21 protein-coding genes are annotated in these 23,574 nt (G+C 68.1%); 6 read left to right on the top strand and 15 right to left on the bottom strand.

Annotation, left to right across the window (positions count from 1 at the left end):
• Positions 1–19: 19 nt before the first annotated feature.
• Positions 20–997 carry a uroporphyrinogen-III C-methyltransferase gene (locus tag ACM0PB_RS13105; RefSeq protein ID WP_065178706.1) on the top strand — a complete coding sequence of 326 codons (978 nt, stop codon included), beginning with the start codon at positions 20–22 and terminating at the stop codon, positions 995–997.
• A gap of 6 nt (positions 998–1,003) precedes the next feature.
• Positions 1,004–2,299: a heme biosynthesis HemY N-terminal domain-containing protein gene (locus ACM0PB_RS13100; protein WP_414604825.1), complete on the top strand. Its 1,296-nt coding sequence runs from the start codon at positions 1,004–1,006 to the stop codon at positions 2,297–2,299.
• Between the two features lie 162 nt (positions 2,300–2,461).
• Here ACM0PB_RS13100 and ACM0PB_RS13095 read toward each other — a convergent pair whose 3' ends face one another.
• Positions 2,462–3,757, bottom strand: a complete 1,296-nt coding sequence (locus tag ACM0PB_RS13095; RefSeq protein ID WP_005420942.1) for an acetyl-CoA C-acetyltransferase — start codon at positions 3,755–3,757, stop codon at positions 2,462–2,464.
• Between the two features lie 93 nt (positions 3,758–3,850).
• Between ACM0PB_RS13095 and ACM0PB_RS13090 the strand changes: the two genes are divergently transcribed.
• Positions 3,851–4,738 carry a hypothetical protein gene (locus tag ACM0PB_RS13090; RefSeq protein ID WP_065178704.1) on the top strand — a complete coding sequence of 296 codons (888 nt, stop codon included), beginning with the start codon at positions 3,851–3,853 and terminating at the stop codon, positions 4,736–4,738.
• A gap of 121 nt (positions 4,739–4,859) precedes the next feature.
• Here the strand turns inward: ACM0PB_RS13090 and ACM0PB_RS13085 are convergent, their stop codons facing one another.
• From ACM0PB_RS13085 to glnA, 11 genes are all read right to left on the bottom strand, one after another.
• Positions 4,860–5,486, bottom strand: a complete 627-nt coding sequence (locus ACM0PB_RS13085) for a superoxide dismutase family protein (protein ID WP_065195985.1) — start codon at positions 5,484–5,486, stop codon at positions 4,860–4,862.
• Positions 5,487–5,518: 32 nt separating this feature from the next.
• A complete protein-coding gene (locus tag ACM0PB_RS13080) occupies positions 5,519–6,088 on the bottom strand; it encodes a superoxide dismutase family protein (RefSeq protein WP_049439225.1) in 570 nt (189 codons plus the stop codon).
• A 93-nt stretch (positions 6,089–6,181) separates the two neighbouring features.
• Complete coding sequence (ntrC, locus tag ACM0PB_RS13075; RefSeq protein WP_111127186.1) at positions 6,182–7,630, bottom strand: nitrogen regulation protein NR(I); 1,449 nt, start codon at positions 7,628–7,630, stop codon at positions 6,182–6,184.
• Complete coding sequence (locus ACM0PB_RS13070; protein WP_005420952.1) at positions 7,623–8,684, bottom strand: two-component system sensor histidine kinase NtrB; 1,062 nt, start codon at positions 8,682–8,684, stop codon at positions 7,623–7,625. Before ACM0PB_RS13070 ends, ntrC begins: the two co-directional genes overlap by 8 nt.
• Positions 8,685–8,855: 171 nt before the next feature.
• On the bottom strand, positions 8,856–10,901 hold the full coding sequence (locus tag ACM0PB_RS13065; RefSeq protein WP_235649686.1) for a TonB-dependent receptor: 2,046 nt from the start codon (positions 10,899–10,901) through the stop codon (positions 8,856–8,858).
• A 104-nt stretch (positions 10,902–11,005) separates the two neighbouring features.
• Positions 11,006–11,320: a hypothetical protein gene (locus ACM0PB_RS13060; protein WP_005420957.1), complete on the bottom strand. Its 315-nt coding sequence runs from the start codon at positions 11,318–11,320 to the stop codon at positions 11,006–11,008.
• A 107-nt stretch (positions 11,321–11,427) separates the two neighbouring features.
• The gene (gene mltA / locus ACM0PB_RS13055) at positions 11,428–12,594 is read right to left on the bottom strand and encodes a murein transglycosylase A (RefSeq protein WP_171956316.1); all 1,167 of its coding nucleotides are present in this window, start codon (positions 12,592–12,594) and stop codon (positions 11,428–11,430) included.
• A gap of 67 nt (positions 12,595–12,661) precedes the next feature.
• On the bottom strand, positions 12,662–13,408 hold the full coding sequence (locus tag ACM0PB_RS13050) for an N-acetylmuramoyl-L-alanine amidase (RefSeq protein ID WP_053497808.1): 747 nt from the start codon (positions 13,406–13,408) through the stop codon (positions 12,662–12,664).
• A 142-nt stretch (positions 13,409–13,550) separates the two neighbouring features.
• Positions 13,551–14,981: an ammonium transporter gene (gene amt, locus ACM0PB_RS13045; RefSeq protein WP_065178700.1), complete on the bottom strand. Its 1,431-nt coding sequence runs from the start codon at positions 14,979–14,981 to the stop codon at positions 13,551–13,553.
• Positions 14,982–15,003: 22 nt separating this feature from the next.
• On the bottom strand, positions 15,004–15,342 hold the full coding sequence (locus tag ACM0PB_RS13040) for a P-II family nitrogen regulator (RefSeq protein ID WP_004134334.1): 339 nt from the start codon (positions 15,340–15,342) through the stop codon (positions 15,004–15,006).
• Positions 15,343–15,683: 341 nt separating this feature from the next.
• On the bottom strand, positions 15,684–17,093 hold the full coding sequence (gene glnA, locus ACM0PB_RS13035; protein ID WP_414604912.1) for a type I glutamate--ammonia ligase: 1,410 nt from the start codon (positions 17,091–17,093) through the stop codon (positions 15,684–15,686).
• Positions 17,094–17,316: 223 nt separating this feature from the next.
• Between glnA and ACM0PB_RS13030 the strand changes: the two genes are divergently transcribed.
• The 3 genes from ACM0PB_RS13030 (at position 17,317) to ACM0PB_RS13020 (ending at position 19,615) form a co-directional block, all read left to right on the top strand.
• Complete coding sequence (locus ACM0PB_RS13030; RefSeq protein WP_065178699.1) at positions 17,317–18,111, top strand: undecaprenyl-diphosphate phosphatase; 795 nt, start codon at positions 17,317–17,319, stop codon at positions 18,109–18,111.
• 74 nt (positions 18,112–18,185) lie between these two features.
• Positions 18,186–19,013: an META and DUF4377 domain-containing protein gene (locus tag ACM0PB_RS13025; protein ID WP_065185550.1), complete on the top strand. Its 828-nt coding sequence runs from the start codon at positions 18,186–18,188 to the stop codon at positions 19,011–19,013.
• Between the two features lie 143 nt (positions 19,014–19,156).
• Entirely contained in the window at positions 19,157–19,615 is a 459-nt protein-coding gene (locus ACM0PB_RS13020; RefSeq protein ID WP_065185549.1) for an META domain-containing protein, read from the top strand.
• Between the two features lie 176 nt (positions 19,616–19,791).
• Here the strand turns inward: ACM0PB_RS13020 and ACM0PB_RS13015 are convergent, their stop codons facing one another.
• Genes ACM0PB_RS13015 through ACM0PB_RS13005 form a run of 3 tightly spaced genes read right to left on the bottom strand, consistent with a single transcriptional unit; the run spans position 19,792 to position 23,529 of the window.
• Positions 19,792–20,403, bottom strand: coding sequence for a YbhB/YbcL family Raf kinase inhibitor-like protein (locus tag ACM0PB_RS13015; protein ID WP_065185548.1), 612 nt, complete (start codon positions 20,401–20,403; stop codon positions 19,792–19,794).
• 10 nt (positions 20,404–20,413) lie between these two features.
• Positions 20,414–22,483, bottom strand: coding sequence for a tetratricopeptide repeat protein (locus ACM0PB_RS13010; RefSeq protein ID WP_065185547.1), 2,070 nt, complete (start codon positions 22,481–22,483; stop codon positions 20,414–20,416).
• Positions 22,484–22,539: 56 nt separating this feature from the next.
• On the bottom strand, positions 22,540–23,529 hold the full coding sequence (locus ACM0PB_RS13005) for a YheT family hydrolase (protein ID WP_050562730.1): 990 nt from the start codon (positions 23,527–23,529) through the stop codon (positions 22,540–22,542).
• Positions 23,530–23,574 lie beyond the last annotated feature (45 nt).

The following is a 23,574-nucleotide window of genomic DNA, read 5'->3' as shown; positions in this document are numbered from 1 at the left end:
TTGCCGACAAGGAAGCCCGATGAACGATACTCCGCCCGCACCCCCACCCCGTCGACCCGTGCGCTGGCTGCTGCCGCTGGCCGCCGTGGTCGTGCTCGGCGCGGGCGGCTATGCCGGCTGGTACGTCTGGCAACAGCAACAGAACGAACAGGCAGCGCAGGCACAGACCACCGCCGTACAGCTGAAGGGCCTGGAGGCCACGCTGGATGCGCTGCGCCGTGACCAGCGTGCGACCAGCCAGCGCCTGCAGGACGCGGCGACCACCAACCGCGTGCTGCGCGACGAGATGCTGGGACTTTCGCAGCGCAGCGCTTTGCTGGAAGAGAACCTGGCCAAGCTGGCCGACAGCGCCAACCAGGGCCGCCAGGCGGTGCAGCGCGACGAGGCCGAGCTGCTGCTGACCCAGGCTGCGCAGCGTCTGAACTACGCCGACGACGTGGACGGCGCACGCCGCCTGTATGCACAGGCCGCCACCGCGCTGGCCGATCTGCCCGACGCCGACGGCCTGAACCTGCGCCAGGCGCTGGTGCAGGAGCGCGAGGCACTGGATGCGCTCGGCAGTGGCCCGCGCGTGCAGTCGCTGCAGCGTCTGGATGCTGTGGCCCGGGCGCTGCAGGGCCTGCCCTCGCAGATCACCGGCACGACCGGCAGCAGCACCGCCAAGCCCTGGTGGCAGGCCACGCTGGCACCGTTCGTGGACATCACCCCGAGCCGCCAGAACGGCCCACTGACTGCCGCCGAACAGCGCAACGCCGACGATGCCCTGCAGCTGGAACTGACCTTGGCGCGTGCCGCGATCGAGCGCGGCGACAGCGCGGGCCGAAACACCGCATTGGACCGCGTGGAGCAGTGGGCACAGCGGCGCTGGCCGGATTCACCGGCCCTGCGCGCACAACGTGCTGAACTGAAGGCCCTGCGCGAACTTCCGCTGCAGGCCAGCGACGCTGTTCTTGGCAGCACCCTGCAACAACTGCGCACCCAGACCGACCGGAGGTAAGCCCGCATGAAACCCCTGCAATCCCTGGTCGTGCTGTTGCTGGCCGTGGCCATCGGCGTGGTCGCCGCGCAATGGCTCGGCGCCGATGACCTGAACCGCTTCGGCGAAGTGACCCTGCGCTACGGCGGCTACGACTATCACAGCAACCTGCCGAAGGTAGCGCTGCTGGCAGTGATCACGGTGCTGGTGCTGTGGCTGCTGTGGAGCCTGATCGCTGCACCGTTCCGTGCCTGGGGCCGCTACCGCCGCAAGCAGGGCCGGGTGCGCCTGATCGACGGCCTGCAGGCCTACGAGCATGGCCAGTGGCAGCGTGCGGAGAAGCTGCTGGACGGCGCCGCCAGGGACCCGGAAGTGAGCGCGGTGGCACTGGCCACTGCCGTGCGCAGCGCGCAGGCACGGGCCGACGGCCCCGCCGGAGACGCGCTGCTGCAGCGCCTGGGTGAAAGTGACGCCACCCTGCAGGCACTGCTGCGCGCCGAACAGCTGCTGGCGCGCGATCTGCCGGTCGATGCGATCAACGCGCTGGACGTAGCGGCGATCCAGCCGCTGCCACCACGCGGCCTGTGGCTGCGTACCGAAGCGCTGGCACAGGCCGGCCGCGCCCACGAAGCGTATGGCCAGCTGGGTGCGCTGCGCCAGAGCAAGGTGCTGCCGGCCGACGCGAACAGCGAACTGGAGGCACGCCTGGCCGCACAGGCGCTGCTGGAAGCGGCCGACGTCAACGCGCTGGCCGCACAGTGGGAGGCCACCCCGAAGGCGCTGCGCCCCACCCCGGACGTGGTGGGCGCCTATGCCAGCCGTGCGGTGGCGCTGGACTGGGATGAGCCGGCGCTGCTGGCGCTGGAACAGGCACTGGACCAGCGTTGGAATGACGATCTGGTGGCGCTGTATGGCCGCCTGCCCGCCGAGCGCCTGGCCACCCGCCAGGCCAATCTGGCGCGCTGGCGCAACGTGCACTATGACTCGGCCGCCCTGCGCCTGGCCCAGGGCCGCGTGGCCCTGGGCCAGCAGCAATGGGATGCCGCCGATGCGTTCCTGCACGAGGCCATTGCCGCTGGCGCCGGTGCACCGGCGTGGGAAGCGCTGGGTGAAGTGTTCGCGCAACGTGGCGAACACGCGCTGGCCGCGCAGTGCCTGGCCAATGCGCTGCGCCTGCAGCGCGGCGAGGACAGCGTGGAACTGGTGCGTGGCACCGAGACGCCGCTGCGCGCCACGGTGGAGGAGCAGCCCATCGTTGCACAGCCGCCGGTGTATGACGCCAACGAAGAGCGCGACGAATTCGGCAACCCGCGGTTGCCCTGATGGGTAGTGCCGGCCGCTGGCCGGCATCCACCGGTGAATTTGGCACCCACCAGAGCAACAATCCGAACAAAAAAAAACGCCGCCCGATGGGCGGCGTTTTCAGTTCCAGGAGTGCCGGCCGGATCGTGCGGACCAACGGTCGGCACCCACCGATGGATGCGATCAGCGCTCGACGATCGCCACCACGCCCATGCCGCCGGCGGTGCAGATCGACACCAGTGCGCGGCCACCGCCACGTTCGGCCAGCTGCTTGGCTGCCGTGGCGATCACGCGTGCGCCGGTAGCGGCGAACGGGTGGCCGGTGGCCAGCGACGAGCCCAGCAGGTTGATCTTGTCCGGGTCGATGCGGCCCAGCGGCGCGTCCAGGCCCAGGCGGTTGCGGCAGTAGTCCTCGCTCTCCCACGCACGCAGGGTGCACAACACCTGTGCGGCAAAGGCTTCGTGGATCTCGTAGATGTCGAAGTCCTGCAGGGTCAGGCCGTTGCGCTTGAGCATCTCCGGCACCGCGATGGTCGGTGCCATCAGCAGGCCTTCGCCATGCACGAAGTCCACTGCCGCCACGTGTGCGTCACGCAGGTAGGCCTGGGGTTCATGGCCATGCGCGCGTGCCCACTCTTCGCTGGCCAGCAGCACTGCAGCGGCACCGTCAGTCAGCGGGGTGGAGTTGGCGGCGGTGAGCGTGCCACGCCCGGAAACCTTGTCGAACGCCGGCTTCAGCGTGGCCAGCTTTTCCAGCGAGGTGTCCGGGCGCAGGATGTTGTCGCGCTCGACGCCACGGAACGGTGCGATCAGGTCGTTGAAGAAGCCACGCTCGTAGGCGGCGGCCAGCTTCTTGTGCGACGACACCGCCCACTCATCCTGCGAGTCGCGCGAGATGTTCCACTCCTTCGCCATGTCCTCGCAGTGGTCGCCCATGCTCTTGCCGGTGCGCGGCTCGGCCACGCCCGGGAACTCGGGCTTGAGCTCGGAGAACTTGAAACCGGCGGTGAGCGCACGGATCTTGTCGCCGGTGCTCTTGGCGCGGTTGGCCGCCAGCAGGCGTGCACGCAGTTTCTTGCCGTAGACGATCGGCACGTCGGAGGTGGTGTCCGAACCACCGCCGATGCCCGATTCGATCTGGCCCAGCGCGATCTTGTTGGCCACGGTGATGATGCTGTCCAGCGAGGTACCGCAGGCACGCTGCAGGGTGATGCCCGGGGTCAGCGGCGACAGGCCGGACGACAGCGTGGCTTCGCGGCCCAGGTTCCAGTCGCTGGAATGCTTGATCACCGCGCCCATCGCCACTTCACCCAGCTGCTGGCCATGCAGGCCGAACCGTTCGACCAGCGCACCCAGCGTACGGACCGACATGCCGAGGTTGCCGACATCCGAATACGCGGTGTTCTGGCGGCAGAACGGAATGCGGACGCCACCGAGGATGGCGACGGGACGAGCGTTGGGCATGGAGATACCTGGCATGGATGAGGGTGTCTGCAACATGGCCTGCACGACGGAGCAGGCATAATGGAGCCAAGTGTAGCTGCCGCCCTGTGATGGGCCAACCGTGGAACCATGAGCAAACCCGACCCCGCGATGAATGCCCTTGGCGTGCTGGCCCTGGAACTGGCCGGCGGCGAAATCCCCCGCCAGGCGGTGCTCAGCGCTGAACAGGCCGGTGAACTGGCCGAACGCGTCGGCCGTGACCTGGCCAAGCTGGTGCCACAGGTGGCCGAGCTGGACCTGGTGTTCGCCGCCGCGCATTTCGACCCGGCCGAAGTGCTGCGTCCGGGCTGGCCGATCCATCGCCGCCTGGAAGAACTGCAGATGCGTGCCCCGGGCCGCAACCAGGGCCCGCGCCTGCTGGCCTTCGGTACCGATGCCGAAGGTGACGTGCCACTGCCGTTCCAGGCCGATGCCACGCTGGTGGGCGGTGGCCTGCGCGTGGTGCCGTTCCTGCTGACCGGCAGCGACGTGGCCACCACCAGCGCGGTCGCCGATGCGCTGGAAGAAACCTTGCTGGCCAACGGCATGGCGCACGCCGACACCGCGCTGATGGCGCAGAACACCTTCGGTGCCCGCATCGAGCACGCGCGCTATTTCACCGTGAACGACCTGGCCGCGATGATGTCGATGCAGTACGACAACCAGGGCCTGGCCGCACTGTGGCCGCTGATCGAGACCGCGATCATGGCGCCGGGCGAGGACGAGTGGCTCAATGCCGCGCCCGAGCCGCTGCTGCGCTATACGCATGGCGAAGCACGCATGGCGCTGTTCGACCCGGCCGGTTGGTGCGCGCACTACAGCCACAGCAAGAACGACTGCGATCGCCTGAAGGGCATCTACGAGCAGTTCCTGATGCGCCAGCGACAGATGGCCGCGGTGCTGGAAGCACATGGCGTGCCGGTACTGTTCGTGCACTGCGAGGCCGGGCAGGACGCGCGCGAACTGCTGGCGCGCTGATCCGGGTGATCTGTGGGTAGTGCCGGCCGCTGGCCGGCACCCTCCGGATCTGTGATTGCCGGCCAGCGGCCGGCACTACCCATCAGGAAAAACGCCGGCTTGTGCCGGCGTTCTTTGTTTCTTACGGGGCCTTCTGGATCACCGCACAGGCCAAGCGCGCGCCGGCATTGCCGGTCGGCTGGGTCTTGTAGTCGTCCGCATCGGCGTGGACGATCAGGCCGCGGCCGATGATGTCGAAGTCATCACCCTTGCCGATGTTGACGTTGCTCGACACCGGGCCGTCGATGGTGGCCACGCCCTTGTCGTCGGCCTTGATGTTGGGCATGTCGCCGCCGTGGTGCGGATCGGTGGCGACGTTGCCGTGATCCTGCTTGCCCGGGTTGAAGTGACCGCCGGCGCTCATGCCGTCCGGCGCGCTGCAGTCGCCCTTCTCGTGGATGTGGAAGCCATGTTCGCTGCCCGGCTTCAGGCCGGTGATCTGGCCGGTCACGTGGACCTTGCCATCAACCACCTTGAAGGTGACGCTGCCCTTGGTTTCGTTGCCCTGGGTCGGTGCCAGTTCGGCCGTTGCCGAAGCATCGCCCGTCGGTGCAGCCGCCGGTGCCGGCGCTGCAGCCGGCTCGGTGGTGGCGCCGTCAGCCGGCGCGGCCGGCGGGGTTTCAGTCTGCGGCGCGGCGGGCTGCTGGCTGCAGGCCGCCAGGCCCAGCGCGGCGATGGCCGCAAACAGCGAAGTGTGGATCAGACGCATTGGAATCTCTCCCTCGATGATGCCTGCAGTGATCAGCGGACGACCCGGATCACGCCACAGGCGATGCGGACGCCGGCATTGCCGGCGGGCTGGCTGCGATAGTCGTCGGCGTTGGCATGCACGACCAGTGCGCGTCCGGCGATATCGGTGGCGGCGCCTCCGCCAAGGGTAACCCCCTTGAGGTGGATATCGACGTTGGCGCGGCCCTGGGCATCGGCACGCAGATTGTCCATGTCGCCCAGGTGGTGCTTGCCGGTGCCGGCGCGGCCATGCGCAGCGCCACCGGGATTGAAGTGATTGCCGGCACTGCTGGCATCCACCGCACTGCAGTCGCCGCGCTCATGGATGTGGAAGCCGGCCTGCTGCATCGGCTGCAGGCCACCGACCAGGCCGGTGATGTGGATGCCACCGGGCTCCACCATCAGCGCGATGCGGCCACTGACGATGCTGGCCGAGGCCGGCGCGAGATTGGCCTCGCCCTGCTTCGCAGCACTGACCACGGTCGGCGGTGGCGGCGTGGGTTCGGCCTTCTTCGGTGCACTGCCACAGGCAGACAGCAGCACGGCGGCGGACAACGGCAGGATGGCAAAGGACAGACGCATCGAAGACTCCTTGCAGGTGACACTAAGCATTGCATCGTCCATGAACGATCAACGGTTCGGCAAGCCGGTGCGAGGATCGCGTGCAGGGACCGTTCAATGGCCCCCGCGACGGCGCCCGGCGCCCAGCTTGCGGGTAAGGGTATTGCGGCCGAGGCCGAGACGGGCAGCGGCTTCGGCGCGGCGGCCGTGGGTGATCTGCAGCGCGGCCTCCAGCAGGGCATGGTCGACCCGCTCGCGCACCTGCGCGTGCAGCCCTTCCACGCCTTCGGCCAGCTGACGGCGCGCCCATTCGGCCAGCAGCGCTTCCCACTGCCCCGGATCGGCTGCGCTGGTACTGCTGCGGCGCCCGCGCGCGCGGTTCAGCGCGGTATCGACATCGGCCACGCCGATGGTGTCGGCGGCGGCCAGCGCGGCCATCCGCCAGCACACGTTCTCCAGCTCGCGCACATTGCCCGGCCAGTCGTGCTCGCGCAGCGCCTGCAGGGCCGCGGCGGTCAGGCGCTTCGGCGGCGTATCCAGCTTGCGTGCGGCGGCAGCCAGGAAGGTGCTGGCCAATTGCGCGATGTCCTCGCGGCGCTCGCGCAGTGGCGGCAGCTGCAGGCGCACCACGTCCAGGCGGTGCAGCAGATCTGCGCGGAACTTCCCCTGCGCGACCAGTCCCTCCAGATCCTGGTGGGTGGCGGCCACCACGCGCACGTCGACGCGGATCAGTTCGCGGCCACCGACGCGGAAGAACTCGCCCTGCGCCAGCACGCGCAGCAACCGGGTCTGCAACGGCAGCGGCATGTCGCCGATCTCGTCAAGGAACAGCGTGCCACCGTTGGCCTGCTCGAAGCGGCCGATATGGCGGCGCTGCGCACCGGTGAAGGCACCGGCCTCATGGCCGAACAACTCGCTTTCCAGCAGCTCGGATGGGATTGCAGCGGTATTGAGCGCGACGAACGGACCCTGCGCGCGCGGCGATTCGCGATGCAGGGCATTGGCCACCAGCTCCTTGCCGGTGCCGGTCTCGCCGGTGATCAGCACCGCCAGCGGTGCCTGCGCCAGGCGACCGATGGCGCGGAACAGCGCGCGCATCGGCGGCGTATCACCCACCAGTTGCGGCGGCTGGTCGCTGGGCGCTTCGGTGGCGGGGCTGGGAGCGGCCAGCGCGGGCGCCACCGCCGGCAGTACCCGCTGCGCCAATGCCACCGCATCGTCCAGATCGAACGGCTTGGACAGGAATTCATGCGCGCCACCGCGGAACGCACCGGCCGTGCTGGCGACATCGGTATAGGCCGACATCACCACCACCGGCAGCTGCGGCAGCGCGGCCTTGAGCTTGTCCAGCAGCACCAGGCCATCGTCGCCGGGCATGCGCACATCGGTGAACAGCAGCGCCGGCGGCGCGCCTTCGCCCAGGGCCTGCAGGGCAGCCGCAGCGCTGTCGAAATCGACAACCTGGTAGCCCGCCTCGCGCAGCGCGGTGCACAGCACGAAGCGCACCGCACGATCGTCATCGACCACCCAGATGCGCTGCGCGGTGGTGGGGAACTCAGACATCGCGCGGGGCCTCCTCGGCCGGGGCGGCGCCGTTGCCGATCGGCAACAGCAGGGTGAACACGGTATGGCCCGGACGCGAGCGGTAGGTCAGCGTGCCGCGATGCTCGCGCGCCACCTGCTGGGCGAGCGCCAGGCCCAGCCCGGTGCCTTCGGCGCGGCCACTCACCAAGGGCAGGAACAGGTGTTCGGCCAGTTCCTCCGGTACGCCACGGCCGTCGTCGGCGATCTCCAGGCGCAACGCCAGCGTGTGCAGCTGCTCGGCGATGCGCACGCCATGCTCCACGCGGGTGCGCAGGGTGATGCTGCCGGCACCGGCCTGGATTGCGTTGCGCACCAGGTTCCACACCGCCTGGGTGAGGCGGTCGGCATCGCCATGGAATTCGGGAATGCTGGGGTCGTAGTCACGCTGCAGGCGTACCGCCCAGCCGGCCTCGTTCTCGGCCAGGCGCAGCACGCGTTCGAGCGCGGCATGGATGTTCAGTTCGGCGTGCGGTGCGGCCGGGGCCGGCGACAGCAGCTGGTCGAGCAGGCCGTTGAGACGTTCGATCTCCGAGCCGATCAGCTCGATCAGCTCGCGTTCGCTGGCCTCGCGCTGTGCGGCGCGCCGGGCCAGCAGCTGGGCCGCACCCTTCAACCCGGCCAGCGGGTTGCGCAGCTCGTGGGCCAAGCCCTTCAGCGCCGCGCTGAGCGCGCTGGGCAGGGCCTGGGTCGGGTCCAGCCCGGGGAATTCATCGACCGGATGCGCCTCCAGCAGCCAGCCACCATCGTCGCGGCGGCTCATCCAGCCCTCGGCGAAGCGCGGCGCTTCGCCGGGCACCGCCAGCGCCAGCCGGTTCAGGCGCAGGCTGTCGCGCTCATCGCGGGCCAGGAAATGGGCCAGTGCCTCGCCCTGCACTTCCAGCGCGGCCAATGGGCGACCCAGCAGTCGCCGGGCGCTGACGCCCAGCCAGCGGGCGAACGCCGGATTGCAGCCGGCGATGCAGCCATCGGCCCCGGCCCAGGCCAGCGGCGTGCCCAGGGCATCGAGGGACGGCGGGGGAGAGGGGTCGGACATTGCACCAATGTAGTGCAAAACGCGGGGTTCGGGGTCAGAGCCCTTTCCTCGCGGAAAGGGATCTGACCGCATGCGCTGCGGGGTCCGGGGTCGGATCCCTTTCCGCCTGGAAAGGGCTCTGACCCCTGCCGCAGGTCGAGCAGGCTCGACCACTACCGGGTGCGTGGCCGATTACAGCTTCATGTTCAGGCCGACGAACACGCTGCGGCCCGGCGCCGGCGAGAACATCGGGCGGGCGCTGTCCCAGAAGAAGCTGTCGTACCAGGCGTAGGCGTACTCGCGGCCGGTCACGTTCTTCAGCTGCAGGTCCACGCTGAAACGCGGGGTGAGCTGATAGGCAGCACTGAGGTCGAGCACGGCGAAACCACCGAACTTGCCGGCCACGTTGCGTTCTTCCAGGTAGTAATCGCCCTGTGCACGTGCCTGCAGGCCCAACCGCAGCGCATCACGGGCGCGGTAATCCACGCCCAGGTTGCTGATATGGCGCGGGGTGGCGGCCACTTCGCGGCCCTGCAGTGAAATGCTGGCATCGCGGTCGTCGCGGGTGATCTTCGCTTCCTGGTAGGCGTGCGACGCCCACACCGTCCAGTCTTCGCCCAGCTGCAGGCTCAGCTGCGCATCCACGCCGCGCCGGCGGGTCTTGCCCAGGGTGACCGTGGTGCCGGTGGCCGGCATGTTGGACACCTCGTTTTCCGCGTCCTGCTGCCACACCGCCAGGCGTGCCTGGCTGCCGGCAAACGGCTGGAATTTCAGGCCCAGCTCCAAGCCGGTGTTGGTGGACGGCTGCATCGGTGCCTGCCCTGGGGTGAGGTAGGCCGGTGCGGTGGAGCCGGTCAGTACCTGGAAGGTGCGACCCCAGTTCGCGTAGACATGGGTGGTCTGGCCCAGGCTGTGGATGACGCTCAGCTTGGGCTGGCCGATGCTGCCGTAGTCCTGCAGGCGGCCGCTGACGCCGTTCATCAGGTGCGTGCTGCCACTGAAGCGATCGATACGATAGGCCGGCACGATCTTCCAGGCCTCGACGGGCTGGTAGACGGCCTGCACGTAGGCGCCCCAGTTGTCGAAGCTGTGGCGATCGTTGTTCTGCACCCGCGCCGGCGGCTGGCTGAAATCAGTGGGTTCGGCGTAGGCGTAGCGCTCGCGGAGGTAGCCGTTGTCCTGCTGCTCGTAGTTCAGGCCGCCCTCGACAGTAAGCGCGGGGCTGGCCTGCCAGGTGAGCGTGCTGAGCAGGCCATGCTGCCGCTCGTCCCACACGCGGCGCTGGCGCGGCAGGTTGCCGGTGGGCAGGTCGCTGAAGGTCACGCGGCGGTCGTCTTCGTAGCGGTTGTAGTACAGCCGCGTGCCAAGGGTGAGTGCGTCGGACAATTTCATGTCCAAGTGCGCGGCAAGCTGGCGCATGTCGCGGTCATCACCATCGTTGCCGTTGCGCAGCTCGCTGCCACGGCGGTGCGTGCGCAGCTCGTCGGCGGTCATGAAGCCGGGTTCGTCGGCTTCGTGGTGGTACGCACGGGCGGTCAGGCCCACGCGCAGGCCGTCGTCCAGCGAGCCGTAGAACCACTTGCCGCCCAGCGAATATTTCTTCGAGGTGTCGTGGTCGCGGTAGCCGTCGCTGGCCTGGGTGCCGACGAAATAGTTCTGCGCGAAGCCATCGGCTTCGCGGCCAATCGCCACCTGCGCATCACGGGTGTTGTAGCTGCCGTAGGCCAGGCGCGCATCGGTGTAGCTGCCCCCCTGGCGCGTACCGAAGTTCACGTTGCCGCCGATGTTGTGGAGGCCGTAGCGCGGGTCGTTGGTACCGCGCACCACTTCGATGTAGCTGATATCCAGCGGGAACAGCATGTCGATGAAGCGCTGGTTGCCGCTGTTGACGTTGCTGGGGATGCCATCGATCAGCGTCTTGATGGCATTGAGGTAGCCCTCACCGTTGAAGGCGCGGAAGCTGACCTTGCCCGATTCGGCGCCCTGCCGGGTTTCGGTGAGCTGGATGCCGGGCATCTGCCCGAGCAGTTCCCAGCTGTGCGAGACGTTGCGGTTTTCGATCTGGTCTGCACCCAGGACATCCACCGAGGTCAGTACCTGATGCGCACTGAGCTGGCCTTCGCCGTGCTGGTGCACCTGCACCTTGCCGAGAGTGAGCGCGGCGTCGGCCGACTGTGCGAAGGCTTCAGGGGCGAACGGTGCGGCCGCGAGGGCGGCCACCAGGGTAGGAGTCATCATGGGAAGGGGCGGATACGGTGAAATGTAATCATATAACATTTCACGCGCCCGATTTTTGCGGCGTCGAGCAAGGCTCGGCGTTACAAGGGCGGGTGCCGGGGGGATTACACCGGGTAGCCGGTGGCTTCCCGTGCCTTCTTCCAGGCGGCTTCGAATTCACGCGCGGAAATTTCGTCGTCCTCGTCGAAATCCAGGAACGACACTGGCTGGTCGGCCAGCAGGAAGCGGTCGTCGCTGTGGGCATGCTCGTCGGCCCAGACCATCTTGGTCCCGTAGATTTCCACCTGCCGCACGATCTTCTCGCCGCGCGCTTCCATCAGCACATTGCCCTTGCCCAGGCCCGATTCGGCCCAGTGCTTGTAGTACTTCTTTGCGGCCGATTTCGCGCCGGATTTTGCGGTGTGCTTTGCGTAGGTCATTGCAGGAGCCCTGGCCGCAGGCGCGGCCGGAAATTGCGGAATGGCGCCATTATCAGGCATCCGGGGTCAGAGCCCTTTCCTTTGGAAGGGATCCAACCCTTGCCGGTTCAGTTGGGCAGGGGCACGCCCTTCGGCCACAGCATCCAGATGTTGCCCTTCTGCTTCATGTCGCCAGCCAGCTTGCCGGCGGCATCGCCGCTGCCCCAGTACAGGTCGGCGCGCACTTCGCCGGCGATGGCGCCGCCGGTGTCCTGCGCGGCCACCGGGCGCACCACCGGACTGCCGTCCGGGCGCGTGGTGGAAAGCCACAGCAGGCTGCCCAGCGGCACCACGGTGCGGTCCACCGCCACGCTGTAGCCCGCAGTGAGCGGCACGTTCAGTGAACCCCGTGGCCCCTCCGGGCTGTCCGGGTTGCGCACGAAGAACACGTAGCTGGGGTTACTGCGCAGCAGTTCCGGTACGCGCGCGGGATGGGCCCGGGCCCAGGCGCGGATGGCGTCCATGGTGACGTCTTCCTTCTTCAGCTGGCCCTGGTCCACCAGCCAACGGCCGATCGCACGGTAGGGGTGGCCGTTCTGTTCCGCGTAGGCCAGCCGCACCTGCTTGCCATCGGCCAGGCGCACGCGGCCAGACCCCTGGATCTGCAGCAGCTGCAGGTCCATGGGGTCGGTCAGCCAGGCCAGCACCGGCGCCTTGGCGCCCTTGGCCGCGATGGTGCCGGCGTCGTCATAGGGCTTGAGTACTTTGCCTTCGACGCGCCCGCGCAGGCGCTTGCCCTTCAGTTCCGGGTAGAGGCTCTCCAGCTGCACCACCACCAGATCATCCGGCGTGCCGTACACCGGCACCGTGGCCTTATCGGTACGGGTAAGACTGCCGGGGTAGATCGGCTCGTAGTAGCCGGTAATCAGCCCGTCGGCCTGATGGCCACCGGCACGTAGCGCGTAGGCATCGAGGTCGCGCTGCAGGAACTGGCGGATCGCGGCCGGGTCCTTGTCTGACACCGCGGCGGCGGTGGCGCAGGGTTTGGCCCAGACAGCGTCGTTCTTCAGGCGGGCGCAGCTGCTGCGCCAAGCCACGAAGCCGGCCTGCAGATCAGCATCGGAGACTGCGGGCAGGGCTTTCCAGTCGACCTTGGCGTAAGTGGCCGCCGGCGGCGAGGTCGGCGCGGGCGCTTCGGAGCCTGCGCGCGGAGCGGTGGTGGAGCAGCCTGCGAGCACCACCGCTGCCAACAGGGTCCAGTGCATGCGCTTGAAGAAGGTAGCGGAATCGATCATGCCGCCATGGTGGAGTGCCGGCTGCTGGGCGGCAACCCAGCGCGGGGTCAAGCGTTCATGCGCGGGGTCACGGCATCTGCAGCAGCAACGAATGCAGGATGCGGGCGTCCTCGGCATCCAGCGTCTTCGGCAGGTCGTCGCGGCCACGGAAGCGGCGGTGGAAGGCGGCGACGGTGGCTTCGCGGTTGTCGAGCGGATAACCGAAGCGGGCCAGCGCATTCCACCCATCGAAGCCTTCCGGTGCGGCACCATCGGCCGCGCGCGGCCACACGCCGAACCCGGCCTCGGCCAGCTGCTGCCATGGGAAGAAGCGGCTCGGATCCTGCTTGCGCGTCGGCGCCAGGTCGGCATGGCCGATCACCTGGCGCGGCGGGATGTTCAGGCGCGTGGTGAGATCACGCAGCAGCACGATCAGCGATTCGATCTGTGCCGCACTGAACGGGCTGCGGCCATCGTTGTCGAGTTCGATGCCGATCGAGGCCGAATTGAGATCGGTGATGGTGCCCCAGCGCCCGGCCCCGGCGTGCCAGGCACGGCGCTCATCGGCGACCAGCTGGTAACGATGGCCATCGGCGCCGATCAGGTAGTGCGCACTGACCGGCCCACCGCTGTTGGCCGTGCGCAACGTATGCAGGCTCTGCTGCACCGATTTCTGCTCGGTGTGGTGGATGACGATGATGACCGGCGTGCGCGCGTTCTGGTTGGGTGACGGCACCCAGGTGGCGAGCGGGTTGCGGGTTTCCTGCGGCGTGGAGGCGCAGGCGGCCACCAGCAGGCAGGCCGAGAGCATCAGGGACGTGCGGATCGGGTGCATGGCCCGATTGTGCGCGATCAGGCGCGATGATGCATGCCGCCGTGCGACCAACGGTCGGCACCCACCAGAGCAGGAGCAGTGCCAGGCAAGCCTGGCACCGACCAAACGCAAAAGGCGGCCCCGCAGGGCCGCCCGTCATGCATCAGGCCTCGTAGGCAGACTCGCCGTGCGAAGTCACATCCAGGCCGGTGCGTTCGGCCTCTTCGGTCACGCGCAGGCCGACCACGACCTTGACCACCAGCAGGATGACCGCGGTCATCACCGCCGACCACGCCACGGTCAGGCCGACGCTGACCACCTGCACCCACACCTGATGGGCGATATCCAGATCGGCCTTGGTACCGCCCAGCGACTGTGCACTGAACACGCCGGTGAGAATCGCGCCGACGATGCCGCCGACACCATGCACACCGAACACGTCGGCCGTGTCGTCCACTTTGAGCAGGCGCTTGAGGCCGGTCACGCCCCACACGCAGACCACGCCGGCGACGAAGCCGATCACGATCGCGCCAAGCGGGCCGACCGTGCCGCAGGCCGGGGTGATGCCGACCAGGCCGGCCACCGCACCCGAGGCCGCGCCCAGTGCCGACGGCTTGCCCTTGCCGATCGCTTCCACCAGCGTCCAGCCGAGCACCGCGGCAGCGGTGGCCAGCACGGTGTTGAGGAAGGCCAGCGAGGCCACCGTATCGGCTGCGGCGGCGGAACCAGCATTGAAGCCGAACCAGCCCACCCACAGCAGCATGGCGCCGATGTAGGTAAACGGTACGTTGTGCGGCTTCAGCGCGGTCTGGCCGTAGCCCAGGCGCTTGCCGACGAACCACGCGCCGACCAGGCCGGCCACGCCCGCGTTGATATGGACCACGGTGCCACCGGCGAAGTCGATCGCGCCCAGTTCACCCAGGTAACCGCCACCCCAGACGATGTGTGCCATCGGGATGTAGCTGAGGGTGAACCACAGTGCCGAGAACAGCAGTACCGCACGGAACTTGATGCGCTCGGCAAAGGCTCCGACGATCAGCGCGGTGGTGATGCCGGCGAAGGTCGACTGGAAGGCGACGAACAGGTAGTCCGGCAGGCCCTTGATCGGCGTGTTGCCCACCGAGTCGGGCGTGAAGCCCTTGAGGAAGGCGAATTCGGTGAACGAACCGAAGAATGGATTGCCCGCACTGAACACCGCGCTGTAGCCGTAGGCCACCCACAGCAGCAGCACCAGCGAGAACACCACCAGGATCTGGCTGAGCACCGACAGCACATTCTTCGAACGCACCAGTCCGCCGTAGAACAGGGCCAGACCGGGCACCACCATCAGCAGCACCAGCAACGTGGAGGTAAGCATCCAGGCGACGTCGCCACGATCATAGGCGGCGGCCGCTTCGGCCACGGCCGGCGCAGCGGCGCTGGCGGCCGGATCGTGCAACGGCTCGACCGCCACGCTTTCGCTGGGCAACGGCGAGACCTGGGCCTGGGCGTGGGCGCTGCTAGGCCAGGCGCCGGCGGCCAGCGCGCTGAGCAGCATCAGCAGGCACACCAGGTGGAACCGGGCTTGCCACCCGGTGAGAAGGCGCATCTTCATGGGGGGAATCTCCGGAAGGGGGTTACAGCGCGTCGGCACCGATTTCGCCGGTGCGGATGCGGATGACCTGTTCAACGGCGGTGACGAAGATCTTGCCGTCACCGATCTTGCCGGTGCCTGCCGACGACTGGATCGCTTCGATCACCGCGTCGGCACGCTCGTCGGTGACCACCGTTTCGATCTTGATCTTGGGCAGGAAATCGACGACGTACTCGGCGCCGCGATACAGCTCGGTGTGGCCCTTCTGGCGACCGAAACCTTTCACTTCGGTCACGGTGATGCCCGACACGCCTGCATCGGACAGGGCCTCGCGGACCTCGTCGAGCTTGAACGGTCGGATGATGGCGGAGATCAGTTTCATGCGCATGTCCCGAGGGTGGATGGGGCCAGCGCGCCAGCGCGCGTTGGCATCGGGCAACCACGGGTCATCAGGTGATGACCGTGGCTGTTGCACCGGACACGTACAGGGCCGGGACGGCCGTGCCTCTCTCCTTGCACGACCGACGCGGGAGGGAGGGCGGCCCTGGTCGCGTATCCGGTCTCTCTTGCCCCTGTTTCAGCGGACCGGCAGTCCGCTGTACTGCAGCGGGCCAGCGACCCGCTCTACAACGGCGGGCCTGCGCCCGCCTTGCGGCTCCCCAGCCGCGAGAACGGAAGCGATGGCGGCGGGTGGGAGGGGGGACCCACCGCCATCGCGCCCGGTCAGCTGGCGTAGTACAGCTGGTATTCCAGCGGGTGGGTGGCCGCGCGGAACTTGGTCACTTCCTGCATCTTCAGCGCGATGTAGCCGTCGATGAAGTCATCGCTCATCACGCCGCCGGCCTTGAGGAACTCGCGGTCCTTGTCCAGTGCTTCCAGCGCCTGGTCCAGCGAGGAGCAGACCTGCGGGATCAGCTTCTCTTCTTCCGGCGGCAGGTCGTACAGGTCCTTGTCGCTCGGTGCACCCGGGTCGATCTGGTTCTTGATGCCGTCCAGACCGGCCATCATCAGCGCGGTGAAGGTCAGGTAGCCGGACTGGATCGGATCCGGGAAGCGCATTTCGATGCGGCGCGCCTTCGGGTTGGAGACCCACGGAATGCGGCACGACGCCGAACGGTTGCGGGCCGAATAAGCCAGCATCACCGGGGCCTCGAAGCCCGGCACCAGGCGCTTGTAGCTGTTGGTGCCCGAATTGGCGAAGGCATTGATGGCCTTGGCGTGCTTGAAGATGCCGCCGATGTACCACAGCGCCAGCTGGCTCAGGCCACCGTAGCCGTCACCGGAGAACAGGTTGGTGCCGCCCTTGGACAGCGACTGGTGCACATGCATGCCGCTGCCGTTGTCGCCGACGATCGGCTTGGGCATGAAGGTGACGGTCTTGCCGTTGCGGTGCGCGACGTTCTTGATGACGTACTTCATGCGCAGCAGCTCGTCGGCCTTCTGCACCAGGGTGCTGAACTTGGTGCCGATCTCGCACTGGCCCGCAGTGGCCACTTCGTGGTGCTGCACTTCCACTTCGATGCCGACCTGTTCCAGGATCTTGCACATTTCCGCGCGCAGGTCGTGCAGGGTGTCGGTCGGCGGAACCGGGAAGTAGCCGCCCTTCACGCCCGGACGGTAGCCGCTGTTGGCGCCGTCATACTTGGCGCCGCTGTTCCACGCCGCTTCTTCCGAGTCGACCTTGAAGAAGGTGTTGCCCATTTCGTTGGCGAAACGGACCGAGTCGAAGATGAAGAATTCCGGCTCCGGGCCGAAGAACGCGGTTTCGGCGATGCCGGAGGACTTCAGGTAGGCCTCGGCACGCTTGGCGATGCCGCGCGGGCAGCGGCCATAGGCCTGCATGGTGGCCGGATCGAGGATGTCGCAGCTGATCACGATGGTCGGATCGGCGTAGAACGGGTCGACGTAGGCGCTGGACGGGTCCGGCAGCAGCACCATGTCCGATTCGTTGATGCCCTTCCAGCCGGCGATCGAGCTGCCGTCGAACATCTTGCCTTCTTCGAACAGCGACGGTTCGACGATGCTGACCGGGAAGGTGACGTGCTGCTCGACGCCACGCATGTCCACGAAACGCAGATCGACGAACTCGATCTGGTTGTCCTTGATCAGCTTCTCAACGTTTTCCACGGACATCGGTACGACCTCGGATGGGGATGAATGCCTGCTGAGGTACAGCAATGACCGTGCCAACTTTTCGATACCCGCAAGTCGTTGATTTCAATATAGCTGCCCCGCGCCGGTGCAGAACGGTGCGCACCAAACCGGTGCGCCCGCCAACAGACGCACCCGTTTGGTGCAGCAGGGATCGTCTATCCTCTCGACCTTCTTCCTTCCGCCGCGCGTGCCCGCACCGTCCATGTCCGACCTGCTCTCCGCCCTGCTGCTGGGCATCCTCGAAGGCTTGACCGAATTCCTGCCGATCTCCAGCACCGGCCACCTGCTCATCGCCCAGCACTGGCTGGGTGCCCGCTCGGACTTCTTCAACATCGTCATCCAGGCCGGCGCGATCGTGGCCGTGGTGCTGGTGTTCCGCCAGCGCCTGCTGCAGCTGGCCACCGGCTTGAACCAACGCGAGAACCGTGAGTACGTGTTCAAGCTGGGCGCTGCGTTCCTGGTCACCGCCGTGGTCGGCCTGGTGGTGCGCAAGGCCGGCTGGTCGCTGCCGGAGACGGTCAGCCCGGTAGCCTGGGCACTGATCATCGGTGGCGTCTGGATGCTGCTGGTGGAGGCCTACACCGCGCGCCTGCCCGACCGCGACCAGGTGACCTGGACTGTGGCGATCGGCGTCGGCCTGGCGCAGGTGGTGGCGGGCGTGTTCCCCGGTACCTCGCGCTCGGCCTCGGCGATCTTCCTGGCCATGCTGCTGGGCCTGAGCCGCCGCGCCGCTGCCGCCGAGTTCGTGTTCCTGGTTGGCATTCCCACCATGTTCGCCGCCAGCGCCTACACCTTCCTGGAACTGGCCAGGGACGGGCAGCTGGGCAGCGAGAACTGGACCGAGGTGGGCGTGGCCTTCCTTGCCGCGGCCATCACCGGCTTCGTCGTAGTGAAGTGGCTGATGGGCTACATCAAGTCGCACCGGTTCACCGCCTTTGCGATCTACCGCATCGCGCTGGGCGCTGCGTTGCTGCTGTGGTTGCCCTCCGGCAGCTGAACAGCGCCGGCCGCACGGTAACCCCATTGCCGGCCCCACCCCGTTTTCCCCACGGTTCCCCAAGGAGAATCACCATGAACCGCAAGCTCACCCTGCTCCTCCCGCTGGCCCTGATGGCCGCCTGCAGCCAGACCCCGGCCCCGGCCGGCAATGGCGGCGACGACGTGGCCCCGGCCGCGACCAAGGCAGCGGACCAGCAGACGCTGGCGCACCTGGATGCGCAGCGCCTGCAGAGCCAGCACTGGCTGCTGCAGCAGGCCACCGGCGCCGACGGCAAGCGCATCGACGCGCTGTTCGCCCGCGAAGACAAGCCGGTCACCCTGGACTTCGCTGATGGCCGCCTGTCGGTCAGCAACACCTGCAACCGCATGGGCGGCGGCTACACCCTGGCCGACGGCAAGCTGACGGTCAGTGCGATGGCCTCGACCATGATGGCCTGCACCGACAAGGCGCTGATGGCGCTGGACGAAGCCGTGTCGAGCCGCCTGCAGGGCGAACTGAAGGCCGAGCAGGATGCCGATGGCAAGCTGACCCTGACCAACGCCAAGGGCGACGTGCTGGTGTTCAACCCGGAACCGACCGCTGAAACCCGCTACGGCGGCGCCGGCGAAACCGTGTTCCTGGAAGTGGCCGCGAAGACCGAGAAGTGCTCGCACCCGCTGATCCCGGACTACCAGTGCCTGCAGGTGCGCGAAGTGAAGTTCGACGACAAGGGCCTGAAGCAGGGTGAGCCGGGCAAGTTCGAGAACTTCTACGGCAACATCGAGGGCTACACCCACGAAGACGGCGTGCGCAACGTGGTGCGCGTGAAGCGCTACGAAGTGAAGAACCCGCCGGCCGATGCGCCGTCGCAGGCGTATGTACTGGACATGGTGGTCGAGTCGGCCATCGAGAAGAAGTAAAACCACAGGAGGGCGGCCGCGAGGTCGCCCTTCTTCGTGGTGGGTAGAGCCGGCCGCTGGCCGGCTGCCTTGCGGAGCACCGCCAACACACGGATGTTGCCGGCCAACGGCCGGCACTACCCGCATGCATCAGGGAGATCGGCATGAAGCACGTCCCCGCCCTCATCATTGCCGCGCTGCTGGCCATGTCTACGGATGTGGCCGCTGCCAGCACGCCCACCACCGGGCAGCTCGAGGCACATCCGTGGCAACTCGCGCGCGCCACCGACGCGCAGGGCCGGCGCATTGATGCGTTGTTCGTGCGCGGTCGACCGCCCTACACGCTGCGCTTCCAACCCGGCTACATGAGCGAGTTGAACCTGTGCAACCAGTCAAGCAGCACCTATCACCTGCAAGGTGACCGGCTGGTTCTTGAGGGCGGCATCATCACCACAGCCGCTTGCATGCGGGCCGAGGTGGCCGAACAGGAACGTGTCGCCGGCACGCTGGTGAATGCACGCGCAGAGATGACGCTTGCGCTGGATGAGCGTGGCCGCCTGCTGCTGCGCAATGCGCACGGCGATGTGCTGGTGTTCGCGCCGGTAGCCGGTACGGACGAATGAAAAGGGCGGCCGCAGGGTCGCCCGTCTTCGTCAGCGGTAGAGCCGGCCGCTGGCCGGCTGCCACGGGCGAATGCAGCAGCACACGGGCGTTGCCGGCCGCTGGCCGGCAACGCCCGTGTGCTGCTGCATTCGCCCGTGGCAGCCGGCCAGCGGCCGGCACGACCCGTTATGCCGCCTCAGCCCAGCGCCGGATTCAACGTGTAGGTGCCGTGCAGTGCCGCTTCGGCCAGCACGTGGCCGTGCATGGTCCGGTAGGCGTCGGCGGCGGTAAAGCGTTCCGGCAGCTGCAGCGATGCCACGTCCAGCGCGAACACGCGGAAGAAGTAGCGGTGCACGCGCTCGTCGTTGAACGGCGGATAGGGGCCGTCGTAGCCCAGGTAGTCACCGGCCATGTCCGGGTTGCCGGCGAACCAGCCGGTGAAGTCGTTCAGGCCCTGGCGGCTGCCGGCCGGCCCGGCCGGCGTGGTCTTGCCCTTCACCACGAAGCCGTCGCTGCAGCTGCCTGCGGCAATCTCGCGCACCGAAGCCGGAATATCGGCCATCACCCAGTGCACGAAATCACAGCGGGGCTGGTCGCGCGGCACGCTCATGTCGGTGCGGCCGACCGTCTCCGGCACGGTCGGCACGTCCGGATCGACGCATACCAGCAGGAACGAACGGGTGCCCTCCGGCACATCGCTCCAGGCCAGGTGCGGATTGCGGTCCGGTGCGAAGCCCGCGGCATCGCCTGCGGCGAATTCGCGGTCGATCGGTGCACCGTTGGTCAGGCTGTGGCTGCTCAGTTGCATCGGCGTGTCCTCACTCTTCCGGGTAACCCAAGCGCACCGCGATCGGGGTGAGCTTGGCGAAGGCGGCGCTCATCACGTCGCGGTAGTTGCGCCAGTGGCCCGGCGGGAAGCGCGGCGCGCCCAGCTGCGCGGCCGGCGGCATCGGCCGCTCGAACAGTCGGCCCAGCAGTTCGGCCATCGCCTGCGGATCGTTGCCGATCTGGTCGATGCGCAGCAGCACCTGCGGGTACAGATCGTCCTCGTGCAAAGCGGCGACCTGGGCCAGCGCGCGCGCCAGCCATTCGCTGGCTTCGGCCAGCGAGGTCATCGCCAGCGGCGCGGCGGCACCATAGGCCACCCAGTCCAGCAGCATGTCGCGCGGGTCGCGCAGCACCACCAGCAGGCGGCCCTGCGGCAACTGCGGGCGCAGCGCCCACAGCAGCGCGTTGTCCCACCACAGCAGCCAGTCGATGATCGCGTCGTCCTGCACGCCGCGCGACGGCAGCTGTTCGCGCCAGCGCTGCACCAGCCGCTCCGGCGTCAGCACGCCCGAAGCGAGGTCCTGCAGCGTGTGGTAGTTCTGGAAGGCGTCGTCGGGTGCGTTGGAGGTATAGCGGTCGCTGCGCAGCACCGGGCTGGCCGCGGCCAGGCCGGTCGCCACGCGCTCCACGCCCGACCCTGGCGCGCCCCACAGGAAGATCGGCGCGGAGGTGGCATCGCCGTCGATCTCGCCCTTGTCCGGCCAGCTCGGCGGTGCCTTGGCCTGCGGCGGCAGCGGCAGGCGCTGCGGGGCCTGGTCGGCCTGCAGGGCCAGCCAGGTCTGCAGCGCATCTTCGTGCTGCCCGGCGCGATCCTGGATCTCACCCAGCCAGGTGCGCAGGTCGGCGCGGTGGCCTTCCGGTGCCATGCCGATCAGCGCCTGCACGCGGGCGACCGCAGCGGCCGGATCGCGCTGCAGCAGGCCTTCGACCAGGCGGGTTTCGCCGCTGACGCGGCCCGGTTCGAGGCTGACGATGCGCTCGGCGATCGCTTCGGCCTGGGCGTGTTCGCCCACCATGTCGTGCAGCCGCAGGCGCGCTTCCAGCGCCGGCAGGTGGCCCGGCATCGCGTCCATCCAGCGCTCGACCGTGGCGGCGGCGGTGGCACTGCCGACCTCCTCCACCGCCAGGCGTGCCAGCCACAGGTCGTGCAGCTGCGGGTGCTGCTCCAGGGCTGCATCCAGGCGGGCGCGGGCCTCGTCTTCGCGGCCCAGGCGCTGCCAGGACATCAGCAGCAGCTGCAGCACGTCGCGGTCATCAGGCAGCGATTCCAGCAACGGCAGCAGGTGCTCCAGCGCCTGCAGCGGCTGGCCGCTGCGCAGTGCCAGTTCGCCGGCCAGGCGGCGCATCGAAGGCGTATCCAGGCCTTCCTGCTGCAGCGCGATCTGCATCGCCTCTGCCGCAGCTTCCAGGTTGCCCTGGCGCATGGCCAGCTGCACCACCAGGCCATGCAATGAGGCGATGGTCGGGTTCAGTTCCAGCACGCGCCGGAACGCCTGCTCGGCGAAGGCCAGCATGTTCTTGCCCAGGTAGGCGAAGCCCAGTGCGTAAAGCACGCGGATGTCGTTGGGCAGGGCCTGGTTGGCGGCCGACAGCAGCGTCAGCGCGCGATCGGCATCATCGCGGCGCAGCGCGATCATGCCATCGATGGTCAGCAGCTCCGGGTGGTCCGGTTCGACACGCGAGGCCAGCGTGGACAGGCGCTGCGCTTCATCGAAATCGTTGCGACCGATCGCCAGGTGGGCCTGCATCAGGTACGCGGCGAATGCGTTCGGGTCCAGCCCGGTGGTGCGCGTCAGTGCTTCGCCTGCGCCGTCGAACTGGCGCAGGGCCAGCAGCAGGCCGGCGTGCTGCAGGTGCAGCTGGGCGTTGTCCGGGGCCAGCTGCAGCGCCTGCTGCAGGGCCTCCATCGCGTCCTCGGCCTTGCCCTGCTGCTGCAGCGCAAGCGCCAGCCAGCGGTGGGCCTCGGCCTGGCCGGGTTCATCACGGGTCCACGCCTGGGCCAGCTGCACGGCCCGGTCGGCCTCGTTCTGGCGCAACGCTTGGATGATCTGGTCTTGCATGGCGGTCCGGTTCAAGGGCAAACCCGCATTGTAGCGGCCTGCGCGCCCGTGCCGGTTCAGCCTTGCAGCACGCGCTGCAGGCGCTGCGCCACCCAGCGCTCGGAGAAGCCGTCACCGCGCCAGTTTTCCAGGAAGCCACAGTGTCCGCCCCAGCTGGCGGTTTCCAGATGCGCCTGGTGCGGCAGCTGCCAGTCGCTGAAGGTCGCGTAGGGGATCACCGGGTCGTCCTGCGCCATCAGGATGTCGGCCGGCACCTGCAACGTGGACAGGCGATCACCGGCAATCGAGTAGCCATCGAAATAGGCCTGCAACGAACCGAAACTGGTGTGGCGCTCGACCAGCCAGGCGGTCAGCGCGCGGATGTCCAGTTTCAGTACGCGGTCGTCGCAGTCGCTCAGTTCGGGGAACAGGTCGCGCTTGCGCCGCAGCGAACCGGCCCACTTGCGGCGGAAGTACCAGTCGTACATCGCCGGGCCGTTCTCGATGCTCTCCATGGTCAGCGCCGGGTCCAACACCGGGCATACCGAGGCCACGCGCAGCAGCGGCACGCCGGCCGCTGGCGCGCGCAGGGCCAGGCGCAGCACGAAGTTGCCGCCCAGCGAGTAACCGGCGGCCACCAGCGGCAACTGCGGCCAGCGCTGGGCGATATCGCCCGCGGCATGCACCACTTCGTCGATCAGGTTGGAGTGGAAGATGCCAGGGTTGAGATGATGGGTATTGCCGTGGTCGCGGAAATTCAGCCGCACCACGTCGAAGCCCTGTTCGAGCATGCGCGCGGCCGCCATGCGCATGTAGCTGGATTCGGCGCTGCCTTCCCAGCCGTGCAGCAGCAGGGCCATGCCTTTGGGTTCGCGGCCTTCGATGTGGCTGTGCCAGCCTTGCAGGCGCACGCCATCACCGCCGTCGAGGATCAGTTCTTCGCTGATCGCACCGGTCGCGGCCAGCAGCAGCAGGCCGCGCTGCAGGCGCATGCGGCTGGAGCTGAGCATCGACTGCAGGTGCGGATTGCGCAGCCAGCGCGGGGGCTGGTAGTCAGCCGCGTGCAGCGTCGGCGTGCCGGCGTCCAGGACGGGTGGCGGGATCAGGGCCAC

This window comes from Stenotrophomonas sp. AR029 (genome assembly GCF_047520695.2).
GTDB lineage: Bacteria > Pseudomonadota > Gammaproteobacteria > Xanthomonadales > Xanthomonadaceae > Stenotrophomonas > Stenotrophomonas sepilia.
This window is presented reverse-complemented; position numbering and strand designations above follow the sequence as displayed.

Bases quoted from the DNA above. Each gene is read 5' to 3' on its own strand.
- ACM0PB_RS13105 (WP_065178706.1), top strand. From the start codon at position 20: ATGAACGATACTCCGCCCGCACCCCCACCCCGTCGACCCGTGCGCTGG.
- ACM0PB_RS13100 (WP_414604825.1), top strand. From the start codon at position 1,004: ATGAAACCCCTGCAATCCCTGGTCGTGCTGTTGCTGGCCGTGGCCATC.
- ACM0PB_RS13095 (WP_005420942.1), bottom strand. From the start codon at position 3,757: ATGCCAGGTATCTCCATGCCCAACGCTCGTCCCGTCGCCATCCTCGGT.
- ACM0PB_RS13090 (WP_065178704.1), top strand. From the start codon at position 3,851: ATGAGCAAACCCGACCCCGCGATGAATGCCCTTGGCGTGCTGGCCCTG.
- ACM0PB_RS13085 (WP_065195985.1), bottom strand. From the start codon at position 5,486: ATGCGTCTGATCCACACTTCGCTGTTTGCGGCCATCGCCGCGCTGGGC.
- ACM0PB_RS13080 (WP_049439225.1), bottom strand. From the start codon at position 6,088: ATGCGTCTGTCCTTTGCCATCCTGCCGTTGTCCGCCGCCGTGCTGCTG.
- ntrC (WP_111127186.1), bottom strand. From the start codon at position 7,630: ATGTCTGAGTTCCCCACCACCGCGCAGCGCATCTGGGTGGTCGATGAC.
- ACM0PB_RS13070 (WP_005420952.1), bottom strand. From the start codon at position 8,684: ATGTCCGACCCCTCTCCCCCGCCGTCCCTCGATGCCCTGGGCACGCCG.
- ACM0PB_RS13065 (WP_235649686.1), bottom strand. From the start codon at position 10,901: ATGATGACTCCTACCCTGGTGGCCGCCCTCGCGGCCGCACCGTTCGCC.
- ACM0PB_RS13060 (WP_005420957.1), bottom strand. From the start codon at position 11,320: ATGACCTACGCAAAGCACACCGCAAAATCCGGCGCGAAATCGGCCGCA.
- mltA (WP_171956316.1), bottom strand. From the start codon at position 12,594: ATGATCGATTCCGCTACCTTCTTCAAGCGCATGCACTGGACCCTGTTG.
- ACM0PB_RS13050 (WP_053497808.1), bottom strand. From the start codon at position 13,408: ATGCACCCGATCCGCACGTCCCTGATGCTCTCGGCCTGCCTGCTGGTG.
- amt (WP_065178700.1), bottom strand. From the start codon at position 14,981: ATGAAGATGCGCCTTCTCACCGGGTGGCAAGCCCGGTTCCACCTGGTG.
- ACM0PB_RS13040 (WP_004134334.1), bottom strand. From the start codon at position 15,342: ATGAAACTGATCTCCGCCATCATCCGACCGTTCAAGCTCGACGAGGTC.
- glnA (WP_414604912.1), bottom strand. From the start codon at position 17,093: ATGTCCGTGGAAAACGTTGAGAAGCTGATCAAGGACAACCAGATCGAG.
- ACM0PB_RS13030 (WP_065178699.1), top strand. From the start codon at position 17,317: ATGTCCGACCTGCTCTCCGCCCTGCTGCTGGGCATCCTCGAAGGCTTG.
- ACM0PB_RS13025 (WP_065185550.1), top strand. From the start codon at position 18,186: ATGAACCGCAAGCTCACCCTGCTCCTCCCGCTGGCCCTGATGGCCGCC.
- ACM0PB_RS13020 (WP_065185549.1), top strand. From the start codon at position 19,157: ATGAAGCACGTCCCCGCCCTCATCATTGCCGCGCTGCTGGCCATGTCT.
- ACM0PB_RS13015 (WP_065185548.1), bottom strand. From the start codon at position 20,403: ATGCAACTGAGCAGCCACAGCCTGACCAACGGTGCACCGATCGACCGC.
- ACM0PB_RS13010 (WP_065185547.1), bottom strand. From the start codon at position 22,483: ATGCAAGACCAGATCATCCAAGCGTTGCGCCAGAACGAGGCCGACCGG.